General features: G+C 62.8%; 12 protein-coding genes. 8 read left to right on the top strand and 4 right to left on the bottom strand.

From position 1 onward, the window contains the following. Positions 1 to 3: 3 nt before the first annotated feature. The 7 genes from ISP18_RS10640 (at position 4) to ISP18_RS10610 (ending at position 7,582) form a co-directional block, all read left to right on the top strand. A complete protein-coding gene (locus tag ISP18_RS10640; RefSeq protein WP_380010631.1) occupies positions 4 to 810 on the top strand; it encodes a TorF family putative porin in 807 nt (268 codons plus the stop codon). Positions 811 to 874: 64 nt separating this feature from the next. Further along, positions 875 to 1,459: an RNA polymerase sigma factor gene (locus tag ISP18_RS10635; RefSeq protein ID WP_380010628.1), complete on the top strand. Its 585-nt coding sequence runs from the start codon at positions 875 to 877 to the stop codon at positions 1,457 to 1,459. After that, positions 1,456 to 2,097 carry a zf-HC2 domain-containing protein gene (locus ISP18_RS10630; RefSeq protein WP_380010625.1) on the top strand — a complete coding sequence of 214 codons (642 nt, stop codon included), beginning with the start codon at positions 1,456 to 1,458 and terminating at the stop codon, positions 2,095 to 2,097. The genes ISP18_RS10635 and ISP18_RS10630 overlap by 4 nt, the downstream gene beginning before the upstream one ends. 8 nt (positions 2,098 to 2,105) lie before the next feature. Then, on the top strand, positions 2,106 to 3,401 hold the full coding sequence (locus ISP18_RS10625) for a S8 family serine peptidase (protein WP_380011041.1): 1,296 nt from the start codon (positions 2,106 to 2,108) through the stop codon (positions 3,399 to 3,401). A gap of 40 nt (positions 3,402 to 3,441) precedes the next feature. Continuing rightward, positions 3,442 to 4,347 carry a GTP cyclohydrolase FolE2 gene (folE2, locus tag ISP18_RS10620; protein ID WP_380011038.1) on the top strand — a complete coding sequence of 302 codons (906 nt, stop codon included), beginning with the start codon at positions 3,442 to 3,444 and terminating at the stop codon, positions 4,345 to 4,347. 455 nt (positions 4,348 to 4,802) lie between these two features. Beyond that, complete coding sequence (locus tag ISP18_RS10615; RefSeq protein ID WP_380010622.1) at positions 4,803 to 5,264, top strand: (2Fe-2S)-binding protein; 462 nt, start codon at positions 4,803 to 4,805, stop codon at positions 5,262 to 5,264. After that, complete coding sequence (locus ISP18_RS10610) at positions 5,261 to 7,582, top strand: xanthine dehydrogenase family protein molybdopterin-binding subunit (RefSeq protein ID WP_380010619.1); 2,322 nt, start codon at positions 5,261 to 5,263, stop codon at positions 7,580 to 7,582. Before ISP18_RS10615 ends, ISP18_RS10610 begins: the two co-directional genes overlap by 4 nt. A gap of 249 nt (positions 7,583 to 7,831) precedes the next feature. On the opposite strand, the gene ISP18_RS10605 is transcribed toward ISP18_RS10610, so the two are convergent. Continuing rightward, on the bottom strand, positions 7,832 to 8,119 hold the full coding sequence (locus tag ISP18_RS10605; protein ID WP_380010616.1) for a DUF2845 domain-containing protein: 288 nt from the start codon (positions 8,117 to 8,119) through the stop codon (positions 7,832 to 7,834). Between the two features lie 37 nt (positions 8,120 to 8,156). After that, a complete protein-coding gene (locus tag ISP18_RS10600) occupies positions 8,157 to 8,696 on the bottom strand; it encodes a DUF3011 domain-containing protein (protein ID WP_380010613.1) in 540 nt (179 codons plus the stop codon). 299 nt (positions 8,697 to 8,995) lie between these two features. Here ISP18_RS10600 and ISP18_RS10595 point away from each other — a divergent pair, with 299 nt between their 5' ends. Continuing rightward, positions 8,996 to 9,640 carry a hypothetical protein gene (locus tag ISP18_RS10595; RefSeq protein WP_380010611.1) on the top strand — a complete coding sequence of 215 codons (645 nt, stop codon included), beginning with the start codon at positions 8,996 to 8,998 and terminating at the stop codon, positions 9,638 to 9,640. Positions 9,641 to 9,843: 203 nt separating this feature from the next. On the opposite strand, the gene ISP18_RS10590 is transcribed toward ISP18_RS10595, so the two are convergent. Further along, positions 9,844 to 11,595 (bottom strand): ShlB/FhaC/HecB family hemolysin secretion/activation protein, encoded by a 1,752-nt coding sequence (locus tag ISP18_RS10590; protein WP_380010608.1) that lies wholly within the window; start codon positions 11,593 to 11,595, stop codon positions 9,844 to 9,846. Continuing rightward, positions 11,592 to 23,168 (bottom strand): YDG domain-containing protein, encoded by an 11,577-nt coding sequence (locus ISP18_RS10585; protein WP_380010605.1) that lies wholly within the window; start codon positions 23,166 to 23,168, stop codon positions 11,592 to 11,594. The genes ISP18_RS10590 and ISP18_RS10585 overlap by 4 nt, the downstream gene beginning before the upstream one ends. Positions 23,169 to 23,440 lie beyond the last annotated feature (272 nt).

The following is a 23,440-nucleotide window of genomic DNA, read 5'->3' as shown; positions in this document are numbered from 1 at the left end:
CCCTTGTCCAGAGGGATCGACTATAAGCCGGTGATGCAGCACGCCTTCCCGTCCAGACTGCGTCGCATCACCCTCGCTGTCTTGTCGACGGCGATCTTTGTTGTGCCTGTGCATGCTCAATCGAACAGCTTCAGCGGTGCGGTGGCACTGAGTTCGCAATTGGTCGACCGTGGTCTGGCACTTTCTCCGGTTACGCCGATCCTGCAGGGCAATGTCGCCTGGACCACCGCCTCCGGCTGGTCGCTGGGCATGTCCGCAGCGACCCAAACGCGCTCGCCGGGCCATGGCTCCGAAGCCATGGCCCAGCTCGCTCACTACTGGTCGCTTTCCAATGACTGGCGCATGCAGGCCGGCGTCGTCTACTACACCTACCCCGGCAATGGCGGTGCGCGCGCCTTCGACCGGGTCGAGACCGGCGTGAACTGGATGTACCGGGACGTGCTGAGCTTCGGGCTGTCGGCCATCACCCTCACCCACGGCAATGACCATCAGCCACGCGGTGCAGCAGACGTGGATTTCCACTGGCCGCTACCGCAAAACTTCGCTTTTTCCGCCGGCCTGGGCGTGACCCAGCCGTTGAACGCCCGGATGGAGGGCGGCGCCTGGACGTACGGCTACAGCAGCTATGTCCAGGGCTATGGCTATGTCCACCTACGCGCACCCTCGTACTACGGCTATGGCCACTTGGGCGTAAGCTGGGCCTATGGCTCGTGGCGGGTGGAACTGGACCGGGTTTTCACCGACCCGGGCATCCGGCGGCTAGGCGGCGCTGCCGCACCCTGGGTGGCCACCATCGCCTGGGCCTTCTGAGACTCAGGACAACCTTTCGGCGCTGAAACAGCACTTATGTCGTCAACTGACGCCATCGAAACCCATGACCGACGCCGAATCCCAAACCGATGCTACCGACCGCCTGCTGCTGCAGCGTATGGCGACCGGCGACCGCGCCGCGCTAGCTACGCTGTATCGCAGCTACCATGGCCGCCTGTGTCGCTTCCTGTCGCGACTGACCCGACGCGCCGACGTCATCGAGGAAGTGATCAACGATTGCTTCTGGATCGCCTGGCAGAAAGCCGGCGACTTCCGCGGCGACTCGCGCGTGTCCACCTGGATCATGGGCATCGCCTACCGCTGCGGGCTCAAAGCGCTGCGCCAGCATGGCGAAGAACCGGTCGAAGACAGCAACATTCCGGAAGACCGTATACCCGCCACCGATCCGGAGGAAGACCGCGAATTGCGCGACTGGCTCGGCAAGGGTCTGCAACGGCTGTCGGCGGACCAGCGCGTAGTGATCGAACTGGTCTACGGCGAGGGCCACACGTTGGACGATGTCGCCACCATCATGCAATGCCCGGTGGGTACGGTAAAAGCACGGTTGTTCCATGCGCGCGTGAAGCTGCGCAATGTACTGCCCGGTTTGGCCGAACGCTCGCCTACTGCGAAAGAGCAAGCCCCATGACAACACTACCTACCTACTCCAGCCAGGATTGCCCGCGCGCGTGGGAAATGATGCCGTGGGTACTGCAACAAAGCGCCACGCCGGAGCAAAGCGAATGGCTGACGCATCACCTGGCGCATTGCGCGGCATGCCGCACGGAATTCGCTCAGCAGAACCGCCTGAAGCGGGCGATGTCGCTGCCGACGGAAGTGAAGCTGGATGCCGAAGCCGGCTTGCAGCGCCTGCTCGGTCGTCTCGATGCACCCGTACCGCAGGAAGAAACCGTGCGCGCGCGCTCGAGCGTCTGGCTCACGCGCGCCCTCGCCGCGGCGGTGCTGATTCAGGCCATCGGCATCGGCTCGCTGGGGCTGAAAATATGGTCTGCAAACGAGCATCCCGCTTATCGCACGCTGAGCCAGGAAACGGTTGCACCCATGGCGCAAGGCGCCATCCGCGTGGTGCCCGATGCAAGCATGACGCTGGCCGACTGGAACGCGTTGCTGCACTCGCTGCAACTGCAAGTAGTGGGCGGCCCCAATGACGTCGGCGCCTACACCGTCGCGCCTGCTGCTTCCGCATCGAAAGCGCCAAACACCTTGCAGCAACTGCGTGCCGCACGAGGCGTTCGCCTGGCGGAGCCGGTGACCGACACGCCATGAGATACACGATGGGCTATGGCGCCAGGATGCTCGCCGCCGTCCTGGCATGTTTGTGCGTAGCCGCGCATGCGTCCACTGCAGATTCCGTGAAGGCTCAAGCCGATGCCAGCCATGCACTCGCCTCCTCCATGGACGCGCGGCGTGACATCGTGCTGGCGGTGACCAATCCGATCGAACCGCCTGCGATGCACGCCGGTTCCAGTTTGCTGGGCTACGCACCGTCGGGCTATTACGGCGCCGGCCAGCGCGCCGCTTCCGCGTTGAACGAACTCAAACAGCATTACGGCCTGCACGAACTCGCCGGCTGGCCGATCAAGGCGCTGGGCGTGTATTGCGTGGTGGTGGAAGCGCCGCCGGGCGCGGATCGCGATGCCTTGCTCAAGACGCTCGCCAAGGACGAGCGCGTGCAGCTTGTGCAGCCGCTGCAGGATTACGCGGTGTACGCGAACGTTTCCGCGGATACGCATCATTACAACGACCCTTATGTCGACCTGCAACGTGGCTTCGTGGAAACCGATGCCGCGCTTGCGCAAAAGCTCAGCCAGGGCGAAGGCGTGCACGTGGCGGTGGTCGATACCGGCGCCGACCTGACACACCCCGATCTGCAAGGGCGCATCCACGACACGCACGACATGGTCGATGGCGATGCCAAGGCCTTCGATCACGATCACCACGGCACCGAAGTGGCCGGCGTGATTGCCGCGGACGCCGACAATCATCAAGGGATCGTCGGTATCGCACCCAAGTCCATACTCAGCGTCTACAAAGCTTGCTGGTACACGCCAGAGAAAAATGCCGGCGCGCACTGCAATTCGTTCACGCTGGCCAAGGCGCTGGCTGCCATCATCGACACGGATGCGCGCATCGTGAACCTGAGCCTGGGCGGGCCAGCCGATCCCCTGCTCGATAAGCTGCTCGCGCAATTGCTCAGCCAGGGCCGCATCGTGGTGGCAGCCTTGCCGCCCAGCGGAAATCTCGATGGCTTTCCCGACAACGCGCCCGGTGTCATCGTCGTTCGCGTGAGCGGCCGTTCGCCCGCACCAGTCGGTGTATTGAGCGCACCAGGCACCGACATCCTCACTACACAGCCAGGCGGCGGCTACGACTTTACCTCCGGATCGTCCATGGCGGCCGCACATGTAAGCGGCATCCTCGCTTTATTGCTGTCCGTTACACCGAAGTTAGACGCGCATGCGGCGCACGATCTGCTGCTACAAAACAGCAAGATGTCCAACGGCATGCTGCAAGTGAATGCCGCAGCTGCTGTATCCGCCTTGCGCAACGCGAACCACACCACGCCTTGATGATGCCTTTGTGAAAAACATCAACACCGCCGTGGGCCTGATGCCCGACGTCGCGAAACATCCGCAGCCGCACCTGGACACCACGCTGGACTGGGTGGGCATGGAACACATCGACATACCGATCCTGTTCGACGCAGGCGACGGTACCTTGCGGCGTGCCAGCGCCAAGGTCGGCGCCTTCGTCAATCTCACACGACAGGATCAGCGCGGCATCCATATGTCGCGCCTGTATCTGCTGGTCGACAAATACCTCGGCAGCCGCGCGATCGATGCGCCCATGCTCGCATCGCTGCTACGCGCCTTCCTCGATTCACACCACGACCTGGCCGACCGCGCACGCATCCGCATCCGCTTCGACCACCTCGTGCGTCGAAATGCCCTGCGTAGCGGCAACAGCGGCTGGCGCAGCTATCCGGTGACGATCGAAGCCAGCCTGGATTCCGCAGGTTTCCAATTGGAGCTCGGTACGGAAGTCGTCTACTCCTCCACCTGCCCTGCTTCGGCCGCGCTGTCGCGTCAATTGATCCAGCAGCAGTTCGCCAAGGACTTCTCAACCGACAAGCCACTGGAACACGCTTCCGTTCTGGCGTGGCTAGGCAGCGAAGCCGGCATCGTCGCCACGCCGCATGCGCAGCGCAGCGTGGCACAGCTGTGCGTTCGTTTTATCGAAGGCGCTCCGCTGAACCTCATCGACTTGCTCGATCGCGCGGAAGCTGCGCTCGGCACACCGGTGCAAACAGCAGTCAAACGCGAAGACGAACAAGCGTTCGCGCTGGCAAACGGCGAGAACCTAATGTTTTGCGAGGATGCAGCGCGGCGTATCTATCACGCGTTGGATGCTGACGACAGCATTGCAGACTTTCACGTGCGGGTTGAGCATCAGGAAAGCTTGCATCCGCATGATGCGGTGGCGTTCGCGAGCAAGGGCGCTTCACGCTTTCGCTGATCCATCTATCTCCCTCACCTTCATTGACCAGCTTCGCTTTTGTAGAGCGCCTCGGCGAAAGTTCTCCGACTGTCCGGGACAATTCTGCTCGACTTGCCGAAATGCCCAAATGCTCGTCGCCCCGACTTTCGCCGGGACGACGTATTCGGTGATGTTAGGTTTCCAGGGAAATTTAAACTTCGCGATCAAGCTGCCGCGTATTATTTCGGTTGCACGCATTTCTCCCAGACAGCTAATGAGCGAAAGCCGCGACGGCGGGCAAGATTTCGGCAAGTCATAGAATGCCTGGATTGCGTAATCCTCAATAAGCTTCATCGCCATACTCGCAGGATCAGGCAAAAATTTGCCGCAGCCCGGCATTCCGCACCCGCATGCACGCGCAGTATCGTGCCCTCAGCTTCACGCTTCGCGGTACATTGAACGCCTCCCCGCCCCAAAACCTCACGAGGTTCGCCATGCTCACGTTGACCATCAACGGACGCGAACACCCCTTCGACGGTCCGCCCGACATGCCCCTGCTCTGGTATCTGCGCGACACGCTCGGCTACACCGGCACCAAGTTCGGCTGCGGCATGGCGTTGTGTGGTGCGTGCACGGTGCATCTGGATGGCACGGCGGTGCGTTCTTGCGTCACGCCGGTGATGGCGGCGGCAGGCAAGCAGGTCACTACCATCGAAGGGTTATCGCCGGATGGCAGCCATCCGGTGCAGCGCGCGTGGATGGAGCTGAACGTGGCGCAATGCGGCTACTGCCAGGCGGGCCAGATCATGCAGGCTGCGTCGTTGTTGAAGAGCAAGCCGCAGCCTAGCGATGCGGACATTGAAGCGGCCATGTCTGGCAATCTTTGCCGTTGCGGCACGTACACGCGCATTCGCGCGGCGATCAAGCTCGCGGCGGGCGAAGGCGGTGCGGCATGAAAAATGACAGCCTGCACATCTGCAACGAAAGCCGCCGCGCCTTTGTGCTCGGCTTCGGCGCCGGCAGTCTGCTATTGGCTTTCGGCCTGCCCTCGCTGGCGCTTGCCGCGGACAAGCCCGTTGCACCGCCGAAGAAGAAATACGGCGGCGAAGGCACGGAGCATGGCTTGCGCGACGATCCGCACTTGTTCGTGGAGATTGCGCCGGACGGCACCGTGACCGTGGTATGCATTCGTTCGGAAATGGGCCAGGGCGTGCGCACTAGCGTGGCCCTGGTGGTGGCGGACGAACTCGGCGCCGACTGGTCGCGCGTAAAGGTGCGACAGGCGCCGGGCGATGAGCTGCGCTACGGCAACCAGGACACCGACGGCTCGCGCAGCCTACGTCAGAGTTTCGCCGCATTGCGCCGTGCCGGTGCGGCCGCGCGCGTGATGCTGGAACAAGCCGCCGCCGCGCACTGGGGCGTGGACGTGCGCCAGGTCAAGGCGGGCATCCATGAAGTGGTCGACACCAAGAGCGGGCGCAAGCTCGGCTTCGGCGAACTCGCCACCAAAGCCGCCGCCCTGCCCGCACCCGATCCGAACACGCTGGCGCTGAAATCGCCGGAAGAATTTCGCTACATCGGTAAAGGCAAGACCGGGCTGATCGATGGTCTCGATATCGTCACCGGCCGCGCGCACTACGGCATCGACACGCGTCTGGACGGCATGCTCTATGCGGTGATCGCGCGTCCGCCGGTGTATGGCGACAAGGTTGCTTCGTTCGACGGCAGCGCCGCGCAGAAAATGCCCGGCGTAGTGAAAGTGCTTGCACTCGACTCTACGCCACCGCCTTCCGGTTTCCAGCCTTTAGGAGGCGTAGCGGTGATCGCCGAAAACAGCTGGATCGCGATGAAAGCGCGCGAGCAATTGAACATCAAGTGGGCCAGCGGACCGAATGCAAACTACGACTCGGTCGCCTATCGCGCGCAACTGGAAGCGGCCAATCGCAAGCCAGGCCAAGTGGCCCGCAACGACGGCAATATCGATCAGGCCTTGAGCAGTGCGGCCAGGCGCGTCACCGCGGATTACTACATTCCGCACCTCGCCCACGCCACCATGGAGCCACCTTGCGCGGTCGCGAACTTCGCGGACAACAAGTGCGAAGTGTGGGCGTGCACGCAGGCGCCGCAGGAAATCCGCAACGAACTGGTCAAGGTGCTGGGTATCCCGGATGCCAACATCACGGTGAATGTCACTTTGCTCGGCGGCGGTTTCGGGCGCAAATCCAAGCCGGATTACGTGGTGGAAGCAGCACTGCTTTCCAAAGCCGTCGGTAAGCCGGTCAAGGTGCTATGGACGCGCGAGGACGACATCGTCAACGACTACTTCCACGCCGTGTCGGCCGAACATTTCGAAGCGGCGCTGGATGGTTCCGGCAAGGTTGCCGGCTGGCTGCATCGCACCGCCGCGCCGTCCATCCAATCGACCTTCAAGCCCGGCATCGAGCACGAGCAGCCCGGCGAATTGAACCAGGGCGTGATCGATCTGCCGTTCGCCATCGCCAACGTGCGCATCGAAAACCCGGCGGTGGAAGCGCATACACGCATCGGCTGGTTCCGCTCCGTGTACAACATCCCGCATACCTTTGGTGTGCAAAGCTTTGTCGCTGAACTGGCGCACGCGTCCGGACGCGATCACCGCGATTACCTGCTCGAACTGATCGGTCCGGACCGCCAATTCCAGCCGACGGCAAAGGTGGGCTTCACCAACTACGGGGAAGACCCGGCGCTTTATCCGATCGATACCCGGCGGCTCAAGCGTGTGATCGAAACCGTCACCACCGCCGCTGGCTGGGGCCGTCAACTGCCGAAGGGCAGCGGACTGGGACTGGCAGCGCATCGCAGTTTCGTCACTTACACCGCCGCAGTGTGCCAGGTAGAAGTTGGCTCCGATGGCAAGCTGAGCATTCCACGCGTGGACATCGCCATCGATTGCGGCCCGCAGGTGAATCCGGAACGCGTGCGCTCGCAGTTGGAAGGTGCGGTGATCATGGGCGTCGGCTTGGCACTGCACGGCGAAATCAGCTTCAAGAACGGCCGCGCGCAGCAATCCAACTTCAACGATTTTTTGGTGCTGCGCTTGAATGAAGCGCCGCGCGAAATCCACGTGCACATGGTTGCAGCCGATGATCATTCGCTACCGCTCGGCGGCGTCGGCGAACCGGGCCTGCCGCCGATTGCGCCGGCGTTGACCAATGCGATTTTCGCGGCAACCGGACAGCGCATTCGGAGCTTGCCGATTCGGCAGCAGTTGGCGAAGGCAAAGAACGTGGCTTGAAGATGGACACCCTCTCTAGCTGGGGTATGTACACATCCTGGAGTAAAACCTCATCTTGCCCCGTCGTCATTCCGGCGAAGGCCGGAATCCAGTTCAAATATGCGTCCGAAGGACACAAAAGCTGCTTTTGAGTGCTTCGCACGGCTTGTTGAAACTGGATTCTGGCCTTCGCCGGAATGACGACGGGGCAGTTTGAGCCTGACAAGAAATGTGTAGATACCTATGCCGCCGAGGAGCGGGATAGATCGATCAATTAGGCTGCGTTTCGAAGTCGGTGGCCTTGCCATCGACGATGGTGATGATCACGGTTTTCCCGTCCTGCACGTACTGCCACTGCTCCGCGCGCGAAACCTGATCGTTCGCCAGGCTGCCGTCCTGCTTATGCAGATAGTTGCGCACTGCCGGCGGACCTAGCAATTCCTGCACCCGTGCCGCGCTGTCGCCGATCGACAGCACCTTGTCGCCCACGCGCAGCGAAGCCATGGCGTGGGCAGTAACACTCACCAGCAACAAAGCGAAAAAAACATAACGACGCATGATGAACTCCTTTCAATCGTAGACGTTGCAATTGCGATCAGTAACGACGTTCCACCACGAAATCCGCACGGCAGCCGCGATCTACCCAGATGCCGTCGCGTGTCCAGCCCCAGCTGCGCCCTTCGCGGCAGTCCGCGCTGGAAAGCCGGTTGACGAGGCGTACCGAATCATCGCGACGCAGTTCCACAGGGCAGCGCTGATAATTGCTGCCATGGCTTTCGCAGCGCACTCGCACCTGTTGAGGCGGGCGTTGCGGACCTGGGCCGCCATACGGTGGCCAGCCGCCGCGCGCCGGCGCGAACTGTCCGCGGCAACCGCGATCCACCCAGATGCCTTGACGATCGAAGCCCCACGTCTGGTCGCGAATGCAGCGCGTCTTGGACGACTGCTGCACCAGTTCCGCATCGCGCCAGGGCACTTGGCAGCGAGCGAAGCGGTTGTCATTGCTTGCGCAATACACGCCACCCGGCCCCGGCCCATATTGCTGCGCGCGCAATGGCGCGGTGACTGCCAATAAAGAGAAACCGATGGCCACCGTGGCCGCCCCACTCAGTAAAACCCTGCCGATCACGCTCATTGGTACTCCGTCTCCAGGCTGCGCAAGATATTGCGTGAGCGGACGATAGCCGCAACACCGTCGCAAGTCATGGCCCTGCCGCTATGCCTCGAAAGCGGCAGTTCATGTTGTGCTTTGGTGAGAAGCGTAGATACGGATCGTCACGCTTCTTTGACGTTTGCGCGCAGGTCAGTCGAGTCCGTCCGCCGGCGCATCCCATTTTGTGATGGCCGCTACGTAAGCTCAGAAAAGCATGGATTAGGGTTCCGCTCGCGGGGATAGGTGGGTTCGATCGCAATCCTGGCGATCAAAGGAAATCCATGAATACCTTCGTGCGTGGAATCGCTTTGATTCTTCTCGTCCTACCCATCTGGGCAATCGCCCAGACGGCACAGGATGTCTCGCGCGTTTCCGGCTCCATCTATCCCACTGTGATCCGGCCCGCGCCGCTGATGACGCCGAAGCCGCAGACAGCTGTGCATCCATTTGCTATCGCACCGGGCGCACAAGGTATCACCGCCGTGTGTCTTACTTCGCAGGACAACGCCGCTCAATGCCAAGCGAGCATGGATGCAGCCTTTTCGCAGCATGCCGGATGCAACGACAACGCTGCTTACGATGCTGGGCAGTCAGCGATGAATGAGCCTTCCATGTACTGCCACGGAAGGTATGAACCGGTATTTGCGCAGTCGTCGCATGTCGCGTTCTGCGATGTGGAAGACCTCGGCCTGTCGCGCTGCCTGTCGCGTTATGTGAATGCGCTGGTTAAACAACCGAAAGCCGCGGCGCGCACGTTGAGTTTTGTCGTGCGTGACCAAGGCGTGTCGAGCACCGTGATCGTGCTGGCAACAGCGACGCAGAGTGAGGTGGAGATTGCCAAGGCGGCGTTGGAAGGAAAACCCGGCGGGAGCATTGTGGCGATGCGAATGCTCGCAGGGAATCCGTCTCCTGCGCCACCTTTATGATGCGTGTTTCGTCATACGTGACGCGCCACGCTCGCCAACATCTTCACCCGCAAGCCACGTAGGTTGGAGTGAGATACAGCCGAACTCCAACGTGCCGATTTCAGGTCAAAATCACCTAGCGTCATTCCGGCGAAGGCCGGAATGACGCTGAAGCCATATCAGGCTAGCAAGGTGATGTGCAGATAGAGGGGTATTGGCCGCCCTCAATAAAATCCCTTCTGCACCTGGAACCAGAACCGCGTCGCCGTACTGGCATGCGGCCCAGCCAGCGCCGGCTTGTTGCCGATCGGCGAGGCCACAGTGGTGCCGATTACCCAGTCGTGCGGTGCCGTCCAATGCAGGCCCACGCCCACACTGCTCAGGCGCGCGCTATTCGGGCCCAGCAGGAACGGATCCTTGTACGCCAGCACGCGTCCGCTATCGACGAAGGCGGAAGCCTGCCACGGGCCCGGCAGGACTGCGATGGTGAAATCGTGGCGATATTCGATCGTCGCCAGATTGCCCTGCGCACCGGAGACCAGGCCCACATCGTAGCCACGCACGGTGCTCGGGCCGCCGAGGTAGAACTGCTCGGACGTATCCAGGTTCCTGTTGGCGTGCTGCCCCGAGAAACCGACATAGATGGCATTGGTGGGATTCAACTGCTGCAGGCGCGATACGGAATAATCGATCTTCACGTAGCTGCCCGCGGTGCGTGCACCGAAGTAATCGGCGAACAGCGTCTGGAAGTTGTCCAGGTACAGATGACCGTAAGTGCCGCTGATGTTGAAGTTGGTGATGCCCGTGCTGTCACGCTGGTCGCCCGCCACCGTCAGCACCCAGCTGTTGGAATGGCGATGCGTTTCCAGGGCGGCCAGATCGATGTTGTCGTACAGACGCTTGTGATCAAACTCGATCTGCGCGTAAAGGTTGCCAGCAGTGTTGCGGATGAATGGTTGCGACAGGTTCACGCTCTGCGTGGTGGCCGTACCGTGCGCATGCAGATCGGCAAGGCCGTTGCCCAGCTTGTACTCGAGTCCCGATGCAGCAAGACCAAGGGTAGTGCCCTGCCCCGTCAACAGGTAGCGATAGCCGACGTGTCCGTAGCTCATGCCCGAGCCCGAACTCACGCCGCTGAAATCCAGCACGTCGCCCTGATGGAACAGGCCATTCACGTCAAACGTGCCGGAAAGGCGCACGCGATCGGTGTAGGCATTGCCATAGTTGTCCAAGCCCACCGTGCCGGTATAACGCGGTGCCGGCGTCACGTCGACGAGCAGGTCGGAGGTACCTTCCTGCTCACCCGGACGCATCACGGAACTCACACTGGCGCCGGGAATATCCGAAAGCAGCAGCAGACTGCGTTCCAGTCCGTATTCACGCACAGGCTGCCCCGATTGCAGCGGCGACAAGGTGGCGTCGAGCGGATAGCTGCCCACTGAACTCTGGTTCTGCAACACCACCTTGCCGTAACGCGCCTCCACCACGGCAATGCGTACCACGCCATCGTGCAACGTCTGCGCGGGCACGTAGGCGGTCGCCAGCGGATAGCCGTGATCGTGGTAATAGCCGGTGATTTTCTCGGCCAGGTCATCGAGATCGTTGAGACTCAACTCGTGCCCTTCGCTGGAGGCTACCAACTGATGCAAGACATCGGTCTTCAGCAAACTGTTACCGGTAATTTCGATCGTGCGCACGGGAAACTTGGTGTTGTCCTCCGAACGCGCTGCCTGCCGCTTCTGCACGTTCAAGTCGAGATTGGACGAAGGCGGCTGCGTCGGTTGCTGTTGCAACTGCTGCAGTAACTGGCCGCTATTCGTCTGCGGCGTAGTGACGTGCGTTTGTGCGTGCACGTTCGGCGCACACAATGCTGCCGCCAGCGCAAGGCAGATCAAGGTAAGGCGTGGTGTCGCCGGATGCGGCGCAATCTTCATGGGTTCACCGGGGCGGTAGGTCAGCTTGTAATGATTTGTCATGGCGAGGCGTCCGAGGGCAGACGCACGCCACCGTTTTGGAATTGCAGAGACAGGCCGGTACGGAAGTCCGAACGTGCACGGTTGCGTTCGATCGGGCGATGCTTGAGCTGGTGATTGCCGGTGTAGACGCCGACCGTATCCGAATCGGTCGAGCCATACGGCGTAGCGATCGCCGCTGGCTCCAGCCCACCTTGCAACTGCGCGATCCAGCTGCCCTGCACGCCGCTGCCGTCGAAGCCGGCACTGGTGATGTTGGCGGTGGTGGTGGTCACCGGATCCACGATCAGGTAGTTCGCCGCATCCGCGCCCAGCGCCGCAATACCGCTCACGGTGACGGTCTTGTTGTTGCCCACGTACGGATCGGCAAAGTTGGCCGAACTGTCCGTGAGACTCAGTTGATCGCCCGACAGCACGCCGTTGGTGCTGAGCGTGATCACGTCGCCCGTCTGCCCGTTGTACATGCGGTTGGTGCCGGTGGCCGTGACCATGATCGGCAGTGGCGTGACATCGGCGGTGAGGCCCGTGGGCTGCACCAGGATGTAATTGCTGGCATCGCCGCCACTGATCGTCATCGCCGTGCTCACCGCCTTGCCGTTGCCGACGTTCTTGTTGCCGAACAGGCCAGTGGTGTCATTGCCGAGTACAACGTTGTCGTTACCGAACACGCCGCTCAGCGTCGAACCGCTCAGCGCATCGACGTTGGTACCGTCATAGACGCGATTGGTGGTCGTCGTGTCGATCACCGCCAGCGTGGCCGGCGTAACGCTCACCCAATCAGTGCCGCCGGCCAGCGTGTAGTTGCCGGCCAGGCCCGTGCCATTGCCCAGCACCAGCGAACCGGTGTTGGCGAACGCGCGCTGCGAGCCCACATTCTTGCTGGTGAGCACGCCCGAACCGCTGAGGTTCACCGTTTCACCATTCACACCGGTGAGCACGCCGTTGTTGCCGAACAAGTTGGCGTTGGCGCCGATGGTGCCGTTGTACACGCGCGTGCTGGTGAGGCTGAGCACGTACGGGTTGATGGTCGCGCTGGTAGTGGCCGTGGTGTTGAAGCTGTAGTCGCCGGCGTCAGCACCGGTGGCGCCAATGCCAGTGACCGTGATCGCGACGTTGCTGCCAGCGTTGGGCGAACTGAAGTTGGCTGCGCCGTCGTTGAAGTTCACCGTGTCGCCAGCGAGCACGCCGTTGCTGGAGAGCGTGACGCCGGCCGTGGCATTGCCGTTGTAGGTCTTGTTGTGGCCAGTAGCGTTGACCGTGATAGCCAGCGGCATGACAGTCACTTGGTCAGTACCACCCACCAGGGTGTAGTTGCTGGCCAGGCCCGTGCCGTTGCCCAACACCAGCGTGCCGAGATTGGCGAACGACTGCGTACCGACATGCTTGCTAGCAAGCACACCCGAACCGCTGACGTCGACGGTTTCGCCATTCACGCCGGTGAGCACGCCGGTACTGCCGAACAAGTTGGCGTTGGCATCCGTCATGCCGTCGTATACGCGCGTGCCGATCAAGTTGAGCACGACCGGTGTGATCGTGCCGGTGAGACCAGTGGGCTGCACCAATGTGTAGTCGCCCGCGTCGCTGCCACCGATCGTCATTGTGCTCGCAGTCACGCCGATGTTCGTGCCCGCATTTGGCGTGGCGAACGTGCCGCTGGTGGCGTTGCCCAGCGTCACCTGGTCGTTACCCAGCACGCCGCTCAATGTCGCATTGCTCAGGGTCGCCGCGGTGGTGCCGTCGTAGGTCTTGGTGCTGACGGTGGTACCGACCACCGTCAACATGGCCGGCGTCAGCGTGTACGAGTCGGTGCCGCCTACCAGTGTGTAGTTGCTGGCGTTGGCGCTGCCGACGCCAACCAGCCCCAGCGTGCCCAGGTTGAAGCCGGTGCCCGTGTACGCCGTGCCGCCGTTCACGTCCTTGCCTGACGTCGAACCTTCACCGCTCAGCGTGAACGTGTCGCCGTTCAAACCGGTGATGGGAGCGAAGCTGCTGCCGCTGGTGCCACCGCTGTAGATCTTCGTCGTGCCGTCGTACGTGCGCGTACCGGTGAGGTTCAACACCATCGGACTGATCGTGTACGTGTCCCTCTGGCCATTCGTCGGCGTGCCGGCCAGCGTGTAGTTGCCGGCCAGTTCCGTGCCCGAGTTGGCGCCCGCGCTGTTCAGCGTCAGCCCGTTCACGCCAATCTGCTGCGTGCTGGTGGGCGCGCCCGACAAGGTGGTGGCGCTGTAGGTCCCTGCGTTCGCGCTGTACGACGTGCCTTGCCCGCTCACCGTGAACTGGTCGCCATTGACGCCACTCAACGTACCCAGATTGCCGCCATTGACGTTCGCCGTGCCGTCGTACTGACGCGTGCCGCTGAAGCCCAGCACGTACGGCGAGATCGTGGCCGTGGTGGTTGCGGTGGTGTTGATGGTGTAGTCGCCCGCATTCGCGCCACTCGCGGCGACGCCGCTCACCGTCACCGTCTGCGCAATCACGTTGCCGTTGGTATCGTGGGCCACGTTCGGGCTGGCGAAACTCGCACCGGTGTCGGTGAAGTTCACTGTATCGCCAGCCAATACGCCGCCGCTGGTGAGCGAGGTCACCGTTGCGGTGCCCGTGCCGTCGTACACCTTGTTCGCCGCCGTCGCGGCCACGGTGATCGCCAGCGGGGTCAGCGTGTACTTGTCCGTGCCACCCACCAGTGTGTAGTTGCCGGCGATGGCGCTGCCGACGCCAACCAGCCCCAGCGTGCCCAGGTTGAAGCCCTGCGTCGTGCTCGTCGTCGAACCGGTGCCCGTGTACGCCGTGCCGCCATTCACGTCCTTGCCTGACGTCGAACCTTCACCGCTCAACGTGAATGTGTCGCCGTTCAAACCGGTGATGGCGGCGAAGCTGCTGCCGCTGGTGCCGTCGCTGTAGATATGGGTCGTGCCGTCGTAAGTGCGCGAACCCGTCAGGTTCACTGCCAGCGGCGTGATGCTGGCCGCGGTAGTGGCTGTGGTATTGACTTTGTAGTCGCCCGCATTCGCGCCGCTCGCGGCGACGCCGCTCACCGTCACCGTCTGCGCAATCACGTTGCCATTGGTATTGTGGGCTACGTTCGGGCTGGCGAAGCTCGCACCGGTGTCGGTGAAGTTCACCGTGTCGCCAGCCAATACGCCGCCGCTGGTGAGCGAGGTCACCGTTGCGGTGCTCGTACCGTCGTACACCTTGTTCGCCGCCGTTGCGCCTACGGTGATAGCCAGCGGCGTGAGCGTGTACGAGTCCGTGCCGCCCACCAGTGTGTAGTTGCCGACGTTGGCGCTGCCAACGGCAACCAACCCCAGCGTGCCCAGGTTGAAGCCTTGCGTCGTGCTCGTCGTCGAACCGGTGCCCGTGTATGCCGTGCCACCGTTCACGTCCTTGCCCGACGTCAAACCTTCACCGCTCAGCGTGAACGTATCGCCGTTCAAACCGGTGATGGCGGAGAAGCTGCTACCGCTAGTGCCGTCGCTGTAGATGTTCGTCGTGCCGTCGTAGGTGCGCGAACCCGTCAGGTTCAATGCCAGCGGCGTGATGCTGGCCGTGGTAGTGGCCGTGGTGTTGTTGACGGTGTAGTCGCCCGCATTCGCACCGCTCGCGGCGACGCCGCTCACCGTCACCGTCTGCGCAATCACGTTGCCGTTGGTATCGTGGGCCACGTTCGGGCTGGCGAAACTCGCACCGGTGTCGGTGAAGTTCACTGTATCGCCAGCCAATACGCCGCCGCTGGTGAGCGAGGTCACCGTCGCGATGCCCGTGCCGTCGTACACCTTGTTCGCCGCCGTCGCGCCCACGGTGATGGCCAGCGGCGTGAGCGTGTACTTGTCCGTGCCGCCTACCAGTGTGTAGTTGCTGGCGTTGGCGCCAACCAGCGCCAGCGTGCCCAAGTTGAAGCCGCTGCCCGTGTACGCTGCCCCACCGTTCACGTCCTTGCTCGATATCGAACCTTCACCGCTTAGCGTAAACGTGTCGGTACCGATACCCGTGATGGCGTCGAAGCTGCTGCCGCTGGTGCCATCGCTATAGATGTTCGTCGTGCCGTCGTAAGTGCGAGAGCCGGTGAGGTTCAACACCTTCGGACTGATCGTGTACGTGTCCGTCCGGCCATTTGTCGGCGTGCCGGCCAGCGTGTAGTTGCCGGCCAGTTCCGTGCCCGAGTTGGCGCCCGCGCTGTTCAGCGTCAGCCCGTTCACGCCAATCTGCTGCGTGCTGGTGGGCGCGCCCGACAAGGTGGTGGCGCTATAGGTCCCTGCGTTCGCGCTGTACGACGTGCCTTGCCCGCTCACCGTGAACTGGTCGCCATTGACGCCACTCAACGTACCCAGATCGCCGCCATTGACGTTCGCCGTGCCGTCGTATTGACGCGTACCGCTCAAGCTCAACACGTACGGCGAGATTGTAGCCGTGGTGGTCGCCGTGGTGTTGACGGTGTAGTCGCCCGCATTCGCGCCGCTCGCGGCGATGCCGCTCACCGTCACCGTCTGCGCAATCACGTTGCCGTTGGTATCGTGGGCTACGTTCGGGCTGGCGAAACTCGCACCGGTGTCGGTGAAGTTCACTGTATCGCCAGCCAATACGCCGCCACTGGTGAGCGAGGTCACCGTTGCGGTGCCCGCGCCGTCGTACACCTTGTTCGCCGCCGTCGCGCCCACGGTGATCGCCAGCGGGGTCAGCGTGTACTTGTCCGTGCCACCCACCAGTGTGTAGTTGCTGACGTTGGCGCCAACCAGCGCCAGCGTACCCAAGTTGAAGCCGCTGCCCGTGTACGCCGTCCCGCCGTTCACGTCCTTGCCTGACGTCGAACCTTCACCGCTCAGCGTGAATGTGTCGCCGTTCAAACCGGTGATGGCGGCGAAGCTGCTGCCGCTAGTGCCGTCGCTATAGATGTTGGTCGTGCCGTCGTACGTGCGCGTACCGGTCAGGTTGATCACAAACGGGTTGATGGTGAACGTGTTGCCTGTGGTCTCCAGCGTGTAGTTGCCGGAGGCGCTGCCGGAAAGGCTCAGGCCGGATGAAGTGAACTGTTTGCCACCGGTTCCCGCGTTGTTGTAGGTACCGATGTTCGCGCTCGACACCGAGCCGGTGCCGCTCACGATCACGTTCGACGCATCGCCGCTGGTCACGCCGTTGACCAGCCAGGTGGTGCCCGCTTGGCCGCTGGCATCGGTTTGGCCGTCGTACACGCGCGTGCCGCTGATGGTGACCAGCTTCGCGTTGACGTCATACGTGTCGTTGCCGCCCACGAAGGTGTAATTGCTGGCCAGTTCGGTGCCTGCGTTGGCACCGGTGCCAGTCAGCGTCAGTCCGCTGACGCCGATCTGCGTGGTGCCGCTAGGCGTGCCGCTGGTGCCGCTGGCGTTGCCACCGTAGTTGCCCTTGTTCGCGTTGCTCAACGATCCCGCGCCGCTTACGGTGAACGTGTCGCCGTTGAGGCCGGTGAAAGTGGCGGTGCCCAGCGTCGCGCTGCCAGTCGTCGCGTCAAGGAGATCGCTGCCATTGACGTTCGTGGTGCCGTCGTATGCGCGCGAGCCGCTGAAGCTGAGCACGTAGGGGTTGACCGTGTACGTGACGGTACCGATTTCATAGTTGCTGGCGGTGCCGCTGCCGTTGGCAAGGGTCAGGCCGGCGCCGCTGACGGCATTCACCGTCATGGTGTGGGTGCCGGCATTGCCGCTGTTGGCCAGCGTGTAGGGGCCATCGAGGGTCAGCGTTTCGCCAAGGACGCCCGTGGCGAAGCTGCCATTGGTGACGGAAACGGTATTGCTGCCATTGGAGAAGTTGCCGTTGCTGATGCTGACCGTGGTGTTGCCGGTGTAGGTGCTCGAACCGGTGAAGTTGATCACGTAGGGCGTGATCTGGAACTGGTTGCCCGTCGATGCAATCGCGTAGTTGGAATTGCTCAAGGTCAAGCCGGTAGCGGTGAACGTACCGCTGCCCGAACCGTCGGAGTTGTACGTTCCCACGTTCGCGAGCGACACCGAGCCGCTGCCGCCGTTCACCGTGACCGAGTCGCCGGACACCACGCCGGAATTCGCATTGCCGGCCACGGCACCGGGCGCCGCCCAGGTGATGGCGCCGCTGTTGCCGGTCACCGTGGTCGTGCCGTCGTACGAGCGCACGCCGCTCAAGGTGACCGGGCGCTGGTTGATGGTGCCGGTCAGGCCCGACGGCTGCACGATGGTGTAGTTGCCGGCATCGGTGCCGGTGATGTCCCCACTGTTGATGGTGACTGCTTTGCCTGTGCCGGCGTTCTTGTTGTTGAACGTGCCGGCGATGTTGCCGCTGCTCACCTGGACGTTGTCGCCAGTCAGCACGTCGCCGGACGCGTTGCCTGATGTGATCGTCGCGCCGGTCACCGTCGCGCTGGCGCTGCCGTCGTAAACCTTCGCGGTCACCGATGCGCCGGTGATGTTCAACGGGGCCTTGGTGATGGTGTAGCTGTCCGTGCCGCCGACCAGGGTGTAGTTGCTGGCCAACTCCGTGGCGGCGTTGCTGCCGGCGTTGGCCAGCGCCAGCGAACCAAGGGTGAACGAGCCGGCGCCGGAGGTGTAGGTGCCGACATTCTTGCTCGTCGTCGCGCCCGTGCCAGTCACGGTGAACTGGTCGCCGTTGAGACCGGTCAAGGTGCCGAACGTGTTGGCGTTGTCGGCATTGGTGACGTTGCCGGAAAGGCTGGAATAGATGTTGGTGGTGGCGTCGTACACGCGCGTGGCGCTGAGGTTCAGCACATAAGGCGTGATGGTGCCAGTACCCGTCGCCGTCGTTGGCAGGATGTAGTTCGACAGCAAGGTGCTGGCGTTGTCGACCTTCCAGTCGGACGACACCAGGGTCGAATTGACCACGCTGCCATTGACGCCATTGACATTGGGTGACGCATAACTCGCCGTCGCCGACTGCGGGAGCGTGGCGCCCTGCCCGCTCACCCAGCCGCTGTTGGAATTCCCTGCGACGGCGCCGATGGTGTAGTCGCCTGCGGTGAGCGTCGCGGAAGTACTGCCGTCGTAAACCTTGGTGGGGTTGCCGGTGATGGTGACGCTGAGCGGCCGCGGCGTGATGCTGGCGGTCAGTCCGGTGGGATTCACCACATAGTAGTCATTGGACTTGTCGCCAGCCGTGCCGGCACTCAGCGAAAAGCCGTTGACGCCGGTGACGCTGAGGCTGTTGCCGACGTTGGCCGTGCTGAACGTGCCGGTGGTACCCGTGGCCGACAACGTGACGTCGTTCGTGTTGTCCGCGCCCACGAAGCCGCTGAGCGTGGCGTTCTGGGTATCGAACGTGAAGCTGTTGTTGGCACCGAACGTGGCAGTGGTGGTGCCGTCGTATACCTTGCCGTTGGCGACGATGCCACTGATGATCAACGGCGCCTGCGTGATGTTGGCGGCGAGAGCAGGCTGCACCAGGTTGTAATTGCCGGCCGAGGTGCCGCCAAGACTGAAGAGCGTAGACACCGTCTGGCCGTTGCCCGCCTCCGACGACGCGAACGTGCCGGCGACGGTCGAACCGGTGACGGTGCCATTGCCGGCGATGCTGCCAGTGGTGGTGGTGCCGATGGTCAGCGTGATGGCGCTGTTGTTCTTGTCCACGTCGGCAAGGCCGGCCAACTGGCCGTTGACGATGTTGACGGTGGCGCTGTTGGTCGTGTCGTAGACCTTGTTCTGCGCATAGACGCCGGTGACGTACAGCGGCGCCGGCGTAATGGTGCCCATGCCGCTCACGTTGTAGACCAGGTTGTAGTTGGTCAGCAGTGTGCTGCCGTTGGCAGCGTAGTTGTTCTGCGTGAGCGTGCCGGTAACGCCGATCTGATTGCTGAGCACGTTGCCGTTGACGTCGCGAACCACGTTCGGCGACGCATAGGTGAACGATGCCGTGGGCGTGATGGTGGCGCCCTCGCCACTGACCCAACCGCTATCCTTCGTGCCGCTGGTGTTGTTGTCAACGTAGCCGTAAACGGTGAAGTTGCCGTTGGAGAGCGGCAGCACCGTCGTGTTGCCGTCGTACTGCTTGGTGACGCCGTTGAGCGTGATGTACAGAGTCTTGGCAACGATGCTGCCAGTACCGGTGACGCTCTCCGGGAAGGTGTAGTTGGTCTGCCAGTTGGCGGAGCAACCGGTGCAGGTGAAATCCGCCAACGTTAAATTGCTGACGCTGAGCGGCTGCGAGCCGACGTTGGCGCTGGCGAAAAAGCCGGTGAGATTCGCGCTCGCGGACAGCGCGATGCCGCTGTCGCCGGCCTGCGCGCCGCCGAGTACAAGAACCGCACTTCCCAGCGGAACCGAACCGGGGTTGGTGGTGCTCGATCCGGTGATGGCGATCGTGTTGGTGCCGTCGTAGACCTTGCTGCCGCTGGCTCCCGTGACGAGTATGCCCGTCAATCCTGCGGGCGTGATGGTGCCGTAACCCAACGCCAGGGTCGGCAACGAGTAGTTCGACAGCAAGGTGCTGCCGTTGGCCGTGTAGTTGCCGCTGGACAGCGCGGCGACAACGCCCCACGTGCCGGCGTTGCCCTCGTAGCTGCCTGGACCCGGGGCAGCGCCGTTGGCGGTGTCGTAGTAGTTGCCCGTGGCCGGGCCGTTCAGCGTGATGCTTTCGCCCGGAATCACGCCCGACAGCGTGTAGTTGCCGCCGGACAGCGTGGCCGACGTATCGCTGGCGCCGTCATACGTGCGCGTGGGATTGCCGTTGATGGTCACCGTCAGCGGCGCGGGGGTGATGTGGCCGCTGCCGACGACGCTGGTGTTGAACGTGTAGTTGCCGGCCTTGGCGCCATTGGCGAAGGTGAGATCCGACGATTGCAGCATGGCCGTCACCGTGTCGGTGCCGACGTTGGGCGCACTGGCGCCGGAGTAGACCGCAGGCGCCTGGTTCACCGAAACGGTCTGGCCCGACACGACGTTGGCGACCGTGAAGTTGCCCGTGGACAGCGTGGCGTAATTGGTGCCGTCGTAGATCTTGTCGGCGCTGCCGCTGAACTCGATGTCCAGCACCCGCGGTGTGATGTTCGCAGTGAGGCCGGTCGGCGCGTTGACGGTGTAGTTGCTGTTGTCGACGGACAGGCCGTTGACCGCTACTGCCAGGCCGGTGCCAGCGTCTGACTGGCTGAAGGTACCCGTGGCCGACCCCGTCAAATGCACGCTGTCGCCGTTCAACGCAGGGCTGAGCTGGGCGCCGCTGGTGTTCAGGGTGTCCGCGGTGGTCCCGTCGTAGGTCTTGTTGTTCGCGGTGATGCCGCTGACGGTGAGCGCGTAGCGGGCAATGTCGGCGGTCAGGTTGGTTGGTGCGATCAGTTGATAGTCCGCGACCTTGGTGGCGGCGACACCGGCGGAATCCGTCGTATCCACGAGGGCGAAGCCGCTGAGCGCGACGGCGATGTTATTGCCGGCATTGGCGCTGGCGAAGATGCCGACGGCGTTGCTCTTGTCGAGCGTGACGTGATCGGTGCTGAGCACACCGTAGATGTTGGCGTTGCTGGTGTCCAGCGTGTCGTTGGTGGTCTGATCGTAGGTCTTATTGGTGGTCAGTACGCCACTCAGCTGCACCGGTGCCGGCGTGATGATGCCGTAGCCGGCCGTCGCGTCCTGGGCGAGCGCGGCGCTGGTGATGGAGGTGGCCGTGGGTAGGATGTAGTTGGAGAGCTTGGTACCTGAGCCAACGACGAAGTTGGTGCTAGTGAAGCTGGCGTTGACCGCCACCCGGCCACCGCCCGGCGTAGTGCCGCCGTTGGTGTTGACGTCGGCGCTGGCGTAGCCCACCGAACTGGGCTGGTTCACCGTGATGCTCTGCCCCGCGGCAAGGCCGGTGATGTAGTAGTTGGCCGAAGTCAGCGTGGCCGTGGTGGTGCCGTCGTACACCTTGGTGGGGTCGCCGATGATGGTGGCGTACAACTGCGCCGCGATGATCTGGCCGATGTTCGCTGTCTTGGACGCGCCAGACAGGGTGTAGCCGTAAACTGGCGTGCTGCCGTTGACGATGTTGAAGCCGGCGATGGACGAGGGCGAGGTCACCGTGAGGCCGGTGCCCACGTCGGACTGGCTGTACGTACCGGCGGCCGATGCAATGGTGTCGCCGTTGATCAAACCACTGGTACTGAGATTGGACGCCGCAAGCGATGCGCTGGTGGTGCCGTCATAGGTTTTCGACACGGTGCCGGTGACGCCCGAGACCGACAGCGTGGGCGCCAAACTGTAGAACACACCGTTGCCTGTGGCGGCCGCCGCAGTGCCGATCGGCGCGTTGTACTGAATGAAGTTGGGCGCGAGGCCGCCCAACTTCTCACCGGTAGCCGTGGGGCTGGCGCTGTAGATCGCCCAGTTGCCGCCCAAACCCGACGCGCCGACGTTGTTGACGAAAGCATTGCCCGCGTTCAATACCGTCTTGCCACTGGCGCCGGTATTGGTGATGGCGGCGTTGAGGTTGACGTTGTTGCTTGCGGTCAGCGTGAGCGTCGTATTGGCGCTCCACGTCACCGCTTGATTGACGTTGACGTTGCCGGAGGTACCGCTGGCACCGTTAGCGCTGGTGAACGCGACGTTGCCGTTGGCGAGCTGGGTTTCAAGATTGGTGGCTGTGATATCGCCGCCGCTGGCGGCGATGGTGAAATCGGTGGGATCAACCAGCCACGTGCCATCCTTACCACCGGCCGCCTTGGTGGTGATGACGGCACCATCGGCGATGTGCACCTGTGCGCCGCTGGTTTCGATGGCACCGCCATTGCCACCATTCGGCGCACTCGCATCAAGCGTGCCGCCAACATTCACCTGCCCCGCCGTCATGCCACCCAGCAGCGTGATTTCGCCGTTGTGGTTCTGTACGGTCTGCGCCTGCACCACGCCGGTGTTGTTCACCACGCTGGCGAGCAAACTGTCCTTGGCACCCGCGGTCATGATCACGCGGCCGCCGTCGGCAACGATCAGCTGACGGTTCTCCACCAGGTTGTTCAACGTGCTCTGATCGACCTGCAGGTGCACCACCTGGTTGCCGGAGAACGTGAGCGTAACGGCGCTGCCGCCGCCCATCGCCACGGTGCCCAACTGCGCAGTGACCACACCCTGGTTGGAAACCTGATTGCCGAGCAAAGCGATATAGCCGCCGTTGCTCGCCGTCAGGCTGCCGCGATTGATGATGCTGCCCTTGCCCGAGCCGCTGAAACGGCGGTTGTCCGAGGCGAGCGTGCTGTCGTCAAAATCCAGCGTGGACGCTACCAGGCCGCCAACGTTCACCTGTGCGCTCTGCCCGAACAGCACGCCGTTCGGATTGATCAACCACACCTGGCCGTTGGCATTGAGATGCCCGTAGATTTCGCTAGGCGTGCTGCTGAAGATGCGATTGATCGCGATCGCATTGCTGCCCGGCTGCAGAAAGTTCACCGTCTGATCGGGCGCAATATTGAAGCTTTGCCAGTTCAGCGACAGCGTCGGGCTGTTCTGGCGAATGGTCGTGGTGTTGCCGATCTGCTGGATCTGCCCGGAACCGCCGACGATCTGTCCGCCGGTCGGGCCACCACTGGCATACGCCAGGCTAGTCATGCCCAGCGCGGTAGCTAGCAGCGACAGCACCGCAAAGCGGCGACCCACTGCATGCCTGCGCGCAGGAGCGTCAGACGTGATGACGGGAGTGGCATCAGACAGCGCGGCATCTCGCCATTCAAGGCGATTCCGGCACGGGCGGCACTTAGAACTCATGGCACTACACCTGATCGAAGTTTTTGGGAATGGCAGCTTGTTCACACGCAACGCGGGACGCTTGCCGCCCCGCGCAGGTCGAATCACACGCGCAACACACCGCTCCAGCTCGACGCCTGCTCTCGTTGCAGCCAGACATACGGCTGCAAACAAGCGCTGGACAT

The organism is Dyella humi, assembly GCF_044904605.1.
GTDB classification, from domain to species: domain Bacteria; phylum Pseudomonadota; class Gammaproteobacteria; order Xanthomonadales; family Rhodanobacteraceae; genus Dyella_B; species Dyella_B humi.
This window is presented reverse-complemented; position numbering and strand designations above follow the sequence as displayed.

Coding starts and splice junctions, on each gene's coding strand:
- ISP18_RS10635 (WP_380010628.1), top strand. CDS start 875: ATGACCGACGCCGAATCCCAAACCGATGCTACCGACCGCCTGCTGCTG.
- ISP18_RS10630 (WP_380010625.1), top strand. CDS start 1,456: ATGACAACACTACCTACCTACTCCAGCCAGGATTGCCCGCGCGCGTGG.
- ISP18_RS10625 (WP_380011041.1), top strand. CDS start 2,106: ATGGGCTATGGCGCCAGGATGCTCGCCGCCGTCCTGGCATGTTTGTGC.
- folE2 (WP_380011038.1), top strand. CDS start 3,442: ATGCCCGACGTCGCGAAACATCCGCAGCCGCACCTGGACACCACGCTG.
- ISP18_RS10615 (WP_380010622.1), top strand. CDS start 4,803: ATGCTCACGTTGACCATCAACGGACGCGAACACCCCTTCGACGGTCCG.
- ISP18_RS10610 (WP_380010619.1), top strand. CDS start 5,261: ATGAAAAATGACAGCCTGCACATCTGCAACGAAAGCCGCCGCGCCTTT.
- ISP18_RS10605 (WP_380010616.1), bottom strand. CDS start 8,119: ATGCGTCGTTATGTTTTTTTCGCTTTGTTGCTGGTGAGTGTTACTGCC.
- ISP18_RS10600 (WP_380010613.1), bottom strand. CDS start 8,696: ATGAGCGTGATCGGCAGGGTTTTACTGAGTGGGGCGGCCACGGTGGCC.
- ISP18_RS10595 (WP_380010611.1), top strand. CDS start 8,996: ATGAATACCTTCGTGCGTGGAATCGCTTTGATTCTTCTCGTCCTACCC.
- ISP18_RS10590 (WP_380010608.1), bottom strand. CDS start 11,595: ATGACAAATCATTACAAGCTGACCTACCGCCCCGGTGAACCCATGAAG.